This window comes from Streptomyces sp. NPDC008139, assembly GCF_042957025.1.
Lineage (GTDB): Bacteria > Actinomycetota > Actinomycetes > Streptomycetales > Streptomycetaceae > Actinacidiphila.
The window spans coordinates 568,664-578,648 of record NZ_JBIBHM010000003.1; the positions used below are offsets into that span (position 1 = coordinate 568,664).

Here is a 9,985-nt window from a genome sequence, read left to right on the forward strand (position 1 = left end):
ACCCAGCCGCCCGAGGCCGAGCGGCTGCGGACGATGTTGCGCGACCCCGCCTACCGGCGAGCGCTGCTCTTCTGCGCCCTGATCGGCATTCCGGTGTCCGCGGTGGCCTTCTGGTTCCTCGCGGCGCTGCACGAGTTGGAGCAGTTGGTCTGGACGGACTGGCCCAAGGATCTGGGGTGGCCGCACGCACCCTGGTGGTGGCCCTTTCCGGCGTTCGCGCTGGCGGGACTGATCGTCCCGCTGGTGGCGGGCCGGTTGCCCGGCCGCGGCGGACACGTACCGGCGGCCGGGTTGCACTCAGGTGGGCCGACGAGGGCAGCGATTCCCGGTGTGATCATCGCGGCGCTGTTCAGCCTGCCGCTGGGCGCGGTGCTGGGACCCGAGGCCCCGCTCATCGCGCTCGGCGGTGGGCTGGCCCTGGTCTTCCGTGACCTGGCGCGCGCGCCGGCCTCACCGCAGAGCACCGCCTTGCTCGGTGCCGCCGGTTCCGCGGCGGCGATCTCCGCGATCTTCGGCAACCCCCTGGTGGCGGGCATCCTGCTGATGGAGGTGGCGGGCGTGGGCGGGCCGCAACTCTTCGCCGTGATGCTGCCGGCCCTGCTGGCCAGCGGCATCGGATCGGTGATCTTCAGCGGGTTCGGCCAGTGGACCGGATTCAAGACCGGGAGCCTGGCCGTCGGCCTGCCCGCCCCTCCCGTGCTGGACACCGGCGACGTCGTCTGGTCGCTGCTGATGGGACTGGTCATCGGAGCGGCCGTCCACGCGCTCGTGGTGGGCGGACGGTACGTGGCGGTCTTCGTGTCCGGCCGACTGCTGCCGCACACGACGCTCTGTGCGCTGGCGGCCGGCGGGTGCGTGGCGCTCTTCGCGGTCAGCACCGGCCGCTCGCCGTCCGAGGCGGCGCTGTCGGGCCAGGCGACGCTGTCGCAGTTGGCCAAGGACCCGCATGCCTGGTCGGTGGGGGCGCTGGTGGCGGTGCTCGCCTTCAAGGGGGCCGCCTACGTCCTGTGCCTGGGCAGCCTGCGCGGCGGCCAGGTCTTCCCCGCCCTCTTCCTGGGCGGAGCCGCGGGCGCGCTGCTCGCCCCGCTGCCGGGGCTCGGCCTGGTACCCGCGATGGCGGCCGGGATGGCGGCGGCGGCCACATCGGCGCTGCGGCTGCCGGTCAGCAGCGTCGTAATGGTCGCCATCATGCTCGGCCACTCCGGCTCCGTGCCGGTCATCGTCCTCGCCTCCGTGATCTCCTTCATGGCCGCCGAACTGCTGCCGCAGGGGCCCGCTCTTTCTGACCGATCCGCGTGATCCCGGCGCCGCGCCCCCTGCCAGCGTCCCTGCTGGACGGGACCGGACCGGGTGTGTGCGACGGTCTTCCGCTCGTGGAACTCCTCTGTGGCGCCGCGCGCGGTGGCCGATGTGGCTCAAGAGGCGTTGACTTGGCGGATAGGCGCTTTGGGTGACCTCTGGGTCACGTACCCGGACCTGCACCGCGCAGATCTCCGGGCCATGGGCCGCGAAGGCCCTGCGCCGCACAGGAGGTTCTCCTTCCCATGAGCAGGACACCCGCCACATCTCCGCCCGCGCACCGCAGCGTGCGGGATCGGGCCGCCGCTGGGAAGGCCGCCCGCGCCACCGTGCCGCGCGGCAGCCACGGCGAGTACGCTCCCGCGCCCGACCGGCAGGATCCGGTCGGGCTGCTCCGGGAACAGTCCGCGACGCGCGTACCGGAGCTGGTGCCGATCCGCTACGGGCGGATGACCGAGTCCCCGTTCCGCTTCTACCGCGGCGCGGCCGGCATCATGGCCGGCGACCTCGCCGCCACCCCGGACACCGGGATCCGAGCGCAGTTGTGCGGGGACGCGCATCTGCTGAACTTCCGGCTGCTGGCCTCGCCGGAGCGGCGGCTGATGTTCGACATCAACGACTTCGACGAGACGCTGCCGGGACCGTGGGAGTGGGACGTGAAGCGGCTCGCGACCAGCCTGGTGATCGCCGCGCGCGAGAACGGCTTCACCAAGAAGGAGCGCTCGGCGATCGTACGGGCCACGGTGCGGTCCTACCGTGAACGGATGCGGGGCTTCGCGCTGATGGGCAACCTCGATGTCTGGTACGCCCGCATCGACACCGACGGCCTTCAGGCTCTGGTCACCGATCAACTGGACGCGCGGCGGGGCAAACTGGTGGCCCGCACCCTGGACAAGGCACGCACCCGGGACAACCTCCAGGCGTTCGAGAAGCTCACCCGACTCGTCGACGGCCAGCGCCGGATCAGCGCCGCCCCGCCACTGATCGTGCCGGTCGCCGACCTCCTCCCGAACCTGCAACGAGACCGCCTGGAACACACCATCGGAGACCTGATCGCCCGCTACGCCACCAGCTTGCAGAGCGACCACCGGAGCCTGCTGAAGCAGTACCGCCTGGCCGACATGGCCCGCAAGGTCGTCGGCGTGGGCAGCGTCGGCACCCGCTGCTGGATCGTGCTCCTGCTCGGCCGTGACGACCAGGACCCGCTGCTGATACAGGTCAAGGAGGCCGACCGGTCGGTGCTGGCCGAGCATGTCGGAGCCAGCGCCTACCCCAACCAGGGCCAGCGCGTCGTCGCCGGTCAGCGGATGATGCAGGCCGCCAGCGACATCTTCCTCGGCTGGGAGCGTGCCAAGGGTGTCGACGGCCGGACCCGCGATTTTTACATCCGCCAGCTGCGCGACTGGAAGGGCATCATCGAACCGGGCACCATGCTCCCCGAAGGACTGGGGATGTTCGGCCGGCTGTGCGGCGCCACCCTGGCCCGCGCCCACGCCCGCTCCGGGGACCGAGTCGCGATCGCCGCCTATCTGGGTGGCGGTGACGTCTTCGACAAGGCGCTGGCCAGATTCGCCGAGGCTTACGCCGACCAGAACGAACGCGACCACCGAGCGCTGGTGGACGCTGTCGGCGCGGGTGAGGTGACCGCCCAGGCCGCGTGACCGCGGTGCCGCCGTCGAGGGCGCGCTCACATCACGGTTCTAAGCGCACATCATGGTGCTACGCGCCCATCACCTTCGCCTTCTGGGCGGCGAACTGACGCCGGGAGGCCCGGTTCGACACGGCGGTGGCTGTTCCGGCGACCACGGCGGTACGTGCGACACCGCGAAGAAGTCCAGGCATGATTTATCTCCTTGAATCCATGAATAGCGGGGCGGAAATTCCTGCCAGGCCAGAGACTCCCAGTGCAACACGGCCGGGATATCCTCACATGCACACCTGTCGGGGTGTCGCTCCTTCCGTGCGATCTGCCGAATGGCCTATTGCGTGCCAGGCTGGAATGGTGCGCCGCCAGTCGGCGACCGCCACTGGTGACCCCGTCACGGGAGGATCCGAAATGCCTACAGCCCAGATCCGGCAGGACAGCGTAACCCATGGCAGCGGATTGATGCTGCGGTCCGGATGGGTCACGTTCGCCGCGGTCATGATGCTCTTCGGCGGGGCGATGGCGATATTCGAGGGCATTGCCGCCATCGCCAAGGACGACGTCTTCGTTTCGACCCGCAACTACACGTACCAGTTCAGTCTCACGAGTTGGGGCTGGATCCACCTGATCCTCGGCATCCTGGTCGTCCTCGCCGGCCTCGCCCTGTTCCGCGGAGCCTTGTGGGCGCGCGTCGTCGGAGTCCTGCTCGCCGGACTGTCGATGATCGCGAACTTCATGTGGCTGCCGCACTACCCGTTCTGGGCGATCGTGCTGATCACCATCGACGCCTTCGTCATCTGGGCCCTGTGCACCGCACCCGGCCGCGAGTCCCGCGTCTGAAGGCCCCCGCCACCTCCGTGTCAGGACGTGGTCTCCATCGCTTCGAGGGCGGCCACAAGGGCGGGGACGGGGATTCTCCCGGAGGCGACCAGTTGGCCGCCTCCGCGGCGCAGGGCCGCGGCCAAAGGCGCCGCCCACAGGTTCTCGTGAACCACGATGCCGGCAGAGCTGCCGGGCTCCAGAATCTCGGCAGCCTCGACGAGGTCCCCCTGGTCGAGAAGGCCGGAGGACACACCGTCGAACACCGCCAGGTCGAGTGCGCCGTCCCCCGTGAGATCGGCGATCTCCAGGCCGGAAACCGATCCGTCGGCCGCTTTCGTGAGGAATTGCAGGTCGAGCACCCGGATAATGCCACGGTCCACCAGATCCACGAGCAGCGGAAATCCCTCGCCCGTCATCCCGTTCCCGGGAACTCGACGACCAAATAGTCGATCGGGCCTGTTTCTTCGAATTCCTCGCCCATGGCGCACCCCTTGTGCTCGCAGAATTCCCCCTGGTTGCCATTGCAGCACCAGGTGGGATGCGCGGCGCCTCGGACCCGCGTTCCGGCCAGGGCGATCGGCCCGGTCGGGCTCCTGCTCAGCGGACGCGGTGGTCAGGACGCCGCCCAGGGGTCCGGTCGGGGACGGGGAATTCGTCTCCGGCAAGCACCAGCGTGCAGGTCGGAGGCTGGGATCGGTGGTGCGGTCGTGCCTCCACGCGGACGGCGAAGGGCCGGGGCGGGTCCTCCGGCAGTTCCCCGGAGAGCGTGAGCCGGTCGGCGTTCCTGTCCTCCCGGTGGCCCACCTCCCGCCCGTCGACGAGGAGTTCGACCTCGCGGTGGTGTCCGCCGCTGACGTCAACGCTGATCGAGTGTCCGGCGTGTTCGATGTGGAAGTGATGGAGCTGGTTCATAGCGGCCTCGTTCAGGCGCTGGAAAGTGATCGGGGGGCGAGAGGCCCGATCCCGTCGGCGGACCTCTTCGCCCGCGGGTCGCACTCGGCGTCGAGAGCGCCTTTTCCATCAGATCACGGTCGGCACGTCGCCGCGCGGCGGCCCGTGGTCAACGTACGCGTCACCGTACGCACGGCCCCGGCCCCGCATGACGCGGGACCGTGCGGAGAACCATGGCCCGGCTCAGCGGAATCCGCCGGCTCCACCGCCGCTACGCGGGCGAGGCGACCCGCTCCCCCACCGGCTCCGCCTTCCCGTTCCTGACTCGCCCCAGCAGCCCCGCCGCCTCCGGCACCCGCTGGAGCGCCCCCAGCAGCAGCACCCACAGGTCGTGCAGCCGCTCCTCGATCTGGTCGCGGCCGTCCAGCGCGTCGGAGACGGTGTGGAGGCCGAAGAAGGCGTAGACGACACCGGGGGCCGCGACCGCCGGGGCGACACCGTCGGCCAGTTCTCCACGGCGGCCGGCCTCCTCCAGCAACGCGGTCACCGTCTCGATCCAGGGACTGAACGGGGTCGGCAGCCTCGCGTCGATCGCCTTGCGCTCCATCCACAGCCGGGACCCTGCGCGCACGACGACATCGTCGCGGAAGGCGCGCGCCACGGTGAAGCTGAGCGCGACGAGTTTCTCCAGCGCGGGCGCGTCGGCCGTCCGCGCGCGGTCGACCAGTTCCGGCCAGGTCGCGAAGTGCGCCTCGACGACGGCCAGCGCGAGTTTCTCCTTGTTGGCGAAATGAAAGTAGATCGCTCCGCTGGTGCGGCCGGACAGCGCGCTGATGTCGCTGATACTCGTCCCCGCATAACCACGTTCGTCGAACAGACGCGCCGCGGCCTCCAGCAGAAACCGCCGTGTCGTCTCTGCCCGCTCCTGCACGTTCACTCCGCATGCCGCGCCGTCACCAACAGCAGGCAATCTACTACCTCCGCGTAACATCCACGAAGCAATGCGCGTGCAAATCCCCAGGGCGTGAGTTTTCCTTATGGTATGAATTCTCCGACAGGGGTCGGCGGTCGCGCCCGTCCGCTGACCTGGTCCCGGACGGTCCCCCGCGAGACAGTGCACCGCGCGTCCGTCGCCGAGGTTCTCCTGACCGACGTACGGCCGACGGCGGACGACGCGTTCGAGGCCGCCGCCGCCTGGCCCCGATCGCATACGACCTTCCCCCTCGACGGGACCGACCGGCACAGCCCGCTGGTCCTGGTGGAGACCCTGCGGCAACTCGGCATCTACATACCCCTGCGCTGGTACGGGGTCCCGCCCGCCAGCCACCTGCTCATCACCGACCTGTCATTCGGCCTGCGGCCCGAACGCGCGCCGCGGGCGGGCCACGGCTGTACCGAGGTGACGTGCCGGATCGCGGTCGGCGGTCACCGCCGGGGGGCGGACGGCGTCACCACCGGCCTGCGGCTCGATGTCACCTACCTCGCCGACGGCCGAGCGTTCGCGCAGGCCAACGGGGGTGCCCGTTTCCTGAGCGCTCACGGGTACGCGGCGCTGCGCACCGAACGCCTCACGGCACGCCAGCCGCCGCCGACGGCCGAGGGGCGCCCCGCGCCCGCCGCGCTGGCCGTCGCCCACCTCAGAGATGTGCTGATCACCCACCGCGGCGGCACGGTCGAGATCGACCCGGCGGACCCCTGCCACCCGTTCTTCTTCGACCACCCGACCGACCACGTCCCCGGCATGGTGCTCCTGGAGGCGGCGCGGCAGGCCGCCGCCGAGGTCAGTGGTGGCGTACTACTCCATCCGACGTGCGGTCGGCTGGTGGCGGCGCGGTTCGCCGAGTTCACGCCGCGGGCCAGCGTGGAGTGCGTCCCGCACCACCGGACCTGCGTCTTCCGTATCCACAACGGCGCCGAGCGCGCCGCTTATGGCGTACTCGGATACGGCGACTCGGGTGATTACTCAGAGAACTCACTTGACTACGCTGGGTTCACGTCCATAACGTAACGATCGATATGTTCTTGGCGGTCTCCCAGACGGCCCTTTTACGGGGCCGCGTCCGCCGAGGGCCCGCGCCCGTCTGCTTTCACCGGTATGCCGACCCCGCCGCGAGGAATGCGACGTCGCATCGCCGGCACATTCAGGCATTCCTGAAAAGGAAATCCCCGATGAACTCTCACCCCATTCTTTCGTGGACACCCGCGGCCATCGTCTTCGACTGCGACGGCACACTCATGGACACCGAACGCCATTGGCAGCAGGCCCGCGAACTGGCCATGAACGATTTCGGGGTCGCCCCCGCCGCGGGCTTCGCCGAACGGGCGAAGGGCCTGCACTTCACCGAGTGCGGTCAGCTCATGGCCGACGAGTCAGGCCGTCCCGAACTCGGCGTCCAGCTCACCGCCGGCCTGCTGCACCACTTCCGCGCGCTGGTGGCCCGCGAACCGCAGACCATGCCCGGCGCGCGGGAGTTGGTGGAGACGGCCGCCAAGTTCGCCCCGCTCGCCGTCGCCAGCAACTGCCCCCTGGACGTCGTGGAGACCTGCCTCGACCACGCCGGGCTCCGGGACCACTTCGACCACATCGTGGTCGCCGACGAGGACAACCGGCCCAAGCCCCACCCGGACGTCTACCTGACCGCGGCCCGGCTCTGCGGCGCCGCGCCGGGCGACACACTCGCGGTCGAGGACTCCGCCTGCGGGGTGGAGGCGGCCGTACGGGGCGGCCTGCGCGTCGTCGGCGTCGGCCCCTGGCCCGGCGAGGACGTCGCGGCGCGGGTCGACCTGTGGGTCGCGACGCTCGACGAGCCGGGCATCTTCGAGTGGGCGACGCGCCGGATGGCCCAGCGGCTGCCGGTCTGATCCGACCCGCCGCGGACCGGGCGGGTCTCCCGCCCCGTGTCCTCCGGACGGACCGGCCCACGCCCCCGCCGCCCCGTCCGCCCGCGGGTCACCCGCCGGGTCCGCCGGTTGTCCGTCAGCCACTCGGCCGGTCAGGCACCCTGTTCCACCGGTACGTCCCCCGCCGCCGCGAGCAGCGGGCCCAGCCGGGAGACGGTTCCTCGCGCGGAGGAGAACAGCAGCGCGATCCCCACCGCGCCCGGATCCGGGACGCCGGCCGCCCGGTCGCCGAGGTAGCTCGCGCGGCCGCGCCGGGCCGTCAGCCGGGCGGTGTTGCCGACGCCCTCCCACGCGGCCCGCGCCGCGTGGGCCACGGCCGTGGCCGGGTCGGTCCCCGGCGGCTGCGCGGTCAGCGCGTCGGAGGCCGGGGCGAGTGCGTCGACCAGGGTCTTGTCGCCAACGGTCGCCTCTCCGACCCGCTGTATGGCCGCGAGGCCGTTGCCGACACCCGTGGCCAGCGCTCCGGCGTCAGGTCCCCCCTCGCTCACCGCGAGCGCCGCCGCCATCTCATGGAACAGCAGGCCGAACAGGGGCCCGCTGGTGCCGCCGACCTCATCGAGGAAAGCGGCCGCGGCGGCGTCCAGCGGACCGGCGCAGCTCGCCTCGGGGGGCCTGACCCGCTCCGGCGCCCCGTTCGAGGCGGCCTTCCACGCCTCCGGGCCGATCGGGTCGTCGAGACGTCGCAGCGTCGCCCGGAGGCCCGCCACGAGGTTCGCGCCGAAGTCACCGTCGCCGACCTGCTGGTCCAGTGCGGTCAGTTCGGGCTCGGTGGCCTCCGCGGAGGCGGCGAACCAGCGTATCCAGGCATCGGTGAACGCGGTGCGGGACTGTGCGGCCATGACTGCCTCCGGGGAACTCGTGAGTCGCGGGGCTCCTACGCGACCGGCGCGGTCGCGGGCCAGGCGGGGGTGTGGGCGGGCGCGTCGTAGTAGGCGAGGGTGTCCGCGTCGGCCACCAGCAACGTCAGCGAGAAGCCGCGCATGTCCAGGGCCGTGACGAAGTCGCCGACCAGCGTGCGTTCGACGGCCGCGCCGCGCCCGTCGAGCACCTTGGTGACCTCGTGCAGGACGGCGTACAGCTCCATCCTGGTGATGCCGCCGAGGCCGTTGACCAGCACGATCACCGGCGTGCCGGAGACCATGCCCAGGGGGTCGGCCAGCGTGCCGACCATGTCCGCGGCCAGGTCGCGCAACGGGCGTTCGCGCAGCGTGCGACGGGCCCGTTCACCATGGATGCCGACGCCGTACTCGAGACCACCGGCCGGCAGGTCGAAGGCGGGCAGGCCGGTGGCGGGAGCGGTGTGGGCGGCGGAGGCCACGGCCATGCTGCGGCAGCGGCCCACCACGTCCACGCCCAGGGCGGCCAGGTCCTTCAGGCCCATCCCGGTGTCCGCCGCCGCGCCGAGGATCTTCTCGACCAGCACCGTCGCACCGGTGCCCCGGCGGCCGTTCACGACCTCCGCGGAGTCCGAGGCGGCGTCGTCGTCGATCAGGACCCGCGCGCAGTCGACGCCCTCACGGGAGAGCCGTTCGGCGGCGATACCGAAGTTGATCTTGTCGCCGGTGTAGTTCTTCACCAGGTGCAGCACACCGTTCTCCCGCGCCACGGCGAGCGAGGCGGCGAAGATCTGGCGGTTGTGCGGCGAGGCGAAGACGCGGCCGGGACAGGCGGCGTCCAGCATCCCCGCGCCCACATAGCCGATGTGCAGCGGCTCGTGTCCCGAGCCGCCACCGGACACCAGGCCCACGCGCCGCGCGGGCGACGGGGTCAGCGCCCGCACGAAGCCGTTCGCCTCGTCCCAGACGACGCTGTCGGCGTGCGCCCGTTCGAAACCGGTCAGGGAGTCCACGACGAGGTCGTCGATCTCGTTCGCGAAGTAAAGGCCCATGGTGCACCAGACCTTTCCGGAGAACGCGGTCGGTCTCCTGCGTAATCATGCTGTTCGGTATCACCCGAAACGGCAACTTTCCGCCCACGTACGAGTGGCCGTTCCAGAAGTACGGGACGTACGAGCGGGCGGTCGGGTATAAGGCGTGCAGGCTGGCCGCCGGAGGTTATCTCCCCGTCGAGGCACGCAAAATCTATGTCGGCCGGAGTAGACATTCGCGGGTGGCGTGGTTATGGTTTCTCTCGTAGCCGAGATCAGCAAGGCCCGGCAGACACGAACTGCCGGGCAGCAGTACGCGAAGTGCAGGACGCAGGGCGGTGCGGTGGTGGAGTTCCAGAGCCGGGGTTGTTGCCAGACGGGCGATGGGACTGACCGCCGGACCGGGTGGCCCGCAGTGATCAGGGGCCGCCACGAGCAGGACCGCAGTACAAATAGTTGATCCAGAGAGTTGGTCCAGAGGGAAGAACGGAGGAGCCGAGCGCCATCAGGATCGCCCGGGTGGACTTTTTGGGCCCGGGTACCGCAGGACATCGATAGTG

The 9,985-nt window shown here is 70.8% G+C and carries 9 protein-coding genes and 2 pseudogenes; 5 read left to right on the plus strand and 6 right to left on the minus strand.

Annotated elements, in window-relative coordinates; all coding sequences use genetic code 11:
- Window positions 1-33: 33 nt before the first annotated feature.
- On the plus strand, window positions 34-1,299 hold the full coding sequence (locus tag ACFZBB_RS08860; protein ID WP_391119259.1) for a chloride channel protein: 1,266 nt from the start codon (window positions 34-36) through the stop codon (window positions 1,297-1,299).
- Window positions 1,300-1,544: 245 nt separating this feature from the next.
- Complete coding sequence (locus tag ACFZBB_RS08865; RefSeq protein WP_391119261.1) at window positions 1,545-2,960, plus strand: DUF2252 family protein; 1,416 nt, start codon at window positions 1,545-1,547, stop codon at window positions 2,958-2,960.
- Between the two features lie 94 nt (window positions 2,961-3,054).
- Here the strand turns inward: ACFZBB_RS08865 and ACFZBB_RS08870 are convergent.
- Window positions 3,055-3,141 (minus strand): annotated as a pseudogene (locus ACFZBB_RS08870) (SHOCT domain-containing protein); the annotation flags it as partial.
- A 214-nt stretch (window positions 3,142-3,355) separates the two neighbouring features.
- On the opposite strand from ACFZBB_RS08870, the gene ACFZBB_RS08875 reads away from it, so the two are divergent.
- Window positions 3,356-3,784: a hypothetical protein gene (locus ACFZBB_RS08875; RefSeq protein WP_391119263.1), complete on the plus strand. Its 429-nt coding sequence runs from the start codon at window positions 3,356-3,358 to the stop codon at window positions 3,782-3,784.
- Between the two features lie 20 nt (window positions 3,785-3,804).
- On the opposite strand, the pseudogene ACFZBB_RS08880 reads toward ACFZBB_RS08875, so the two are convergent.
- The 3 genes and pseudogenes from ACFZBB_RS08880 to ACFZBB_RS08890 all read right to left on the minus strand — a co-directional run bounded on the left by ACFZBB_RS08880 (window position 3,805) and on the right by ACFZBB_RS08890 (window position 5,588).
- A pseudogene (locus ACFZBB_RS08880) lies at window positions 3,805-4,247 on the minus strand (DUF6325 family protein).
- A gap of 116 nt (window positions 4,248-4,363) precedes the next feature.
- Window positions 4,364-4,678, minus strand: a complete 315-nt coding sequence (locus tag ACFZBB_RS08885) for a hypothetical protein (protein WP_391119265.1) — start codon at window positions 4,676-4,678, stop codon at window positions 4,364-4,366.
- Between the two features lie 250 nt (window positions 4,679-4,928).
- A complete protein-coding gene (locus tag ACFZBB_RS08890; RefSeq protein WP_355342587.1) occupies window positions 4,929-5,588 on the minus strand; it encodes a ScbR family autoregulator-binding transcription factor in 660 nt (219 codons plus the stop codon).
- Window positions 5,589-5,699: 111 nt separating this feature from the next.
- Here ACFZBB_RS08890 and ACFZBB_RS08895 point away from each other — a divergent pair, with 111 nt between their 5' ends.
- Window positions 5,700-6,665, plus strand: coding sequence for a ScbA/BarX family gamma-butyrolactone biosynthesis protein (locus tag ACFZBB_RS08895; RefSeq protein ID WP_391119268.1), 966 nt, complete (start codon window positions 5,700-5,702; stop codon window positions 6,663-6,665).
- A gap of 161 nt (window positions 6,666-6,826) precedes the next feature.
- A complete protein-coding gene (locus ACFZBB_RS08900; RefSeq protein WP_391119270.1) occupies window positions 6,827-7,519 on the plus strand; it encodes an HAD-IA family hydrolase in 693 nt (230 codons plus the stop codon).
- 131 nt (window positions 7,520-7,650) lie between these two features.
- Here ACFZBB_RS08900 and ACFZBB_RS08905 read toward each other — a convergent pair whose 3' ends face one another.
- Together ACFZBB_RS08905 and ACFZBB_RS08910 are read right to left on the minus strand one after the other, a co-directional pair.
- Window positions 7,651-8,397, minus strand: a complete 747-nt coding sequence (locus ACFZBB_RS08905; RefSeq protein WP_391119272.1) for a DAK2 domain-containing protein — start codon at window positions 8,395-8,397, stop codon at window positions 7,651-7,653.
- Window positions 8,398-8,432: 35 nt separating this feature from the next.
- Entirely contained in the window at window positions 8,433-9,446 is a 1,014-nt protein-coding gene (locus tag ACFZBB_RS08910; protein WP_391119274.1) for a dihydroxyacetone kinase subunit DhaK, read from the minus strand.
- Between the last annotated feature and the right edge of the window lie 539 nt (window positions 9,447-9,985).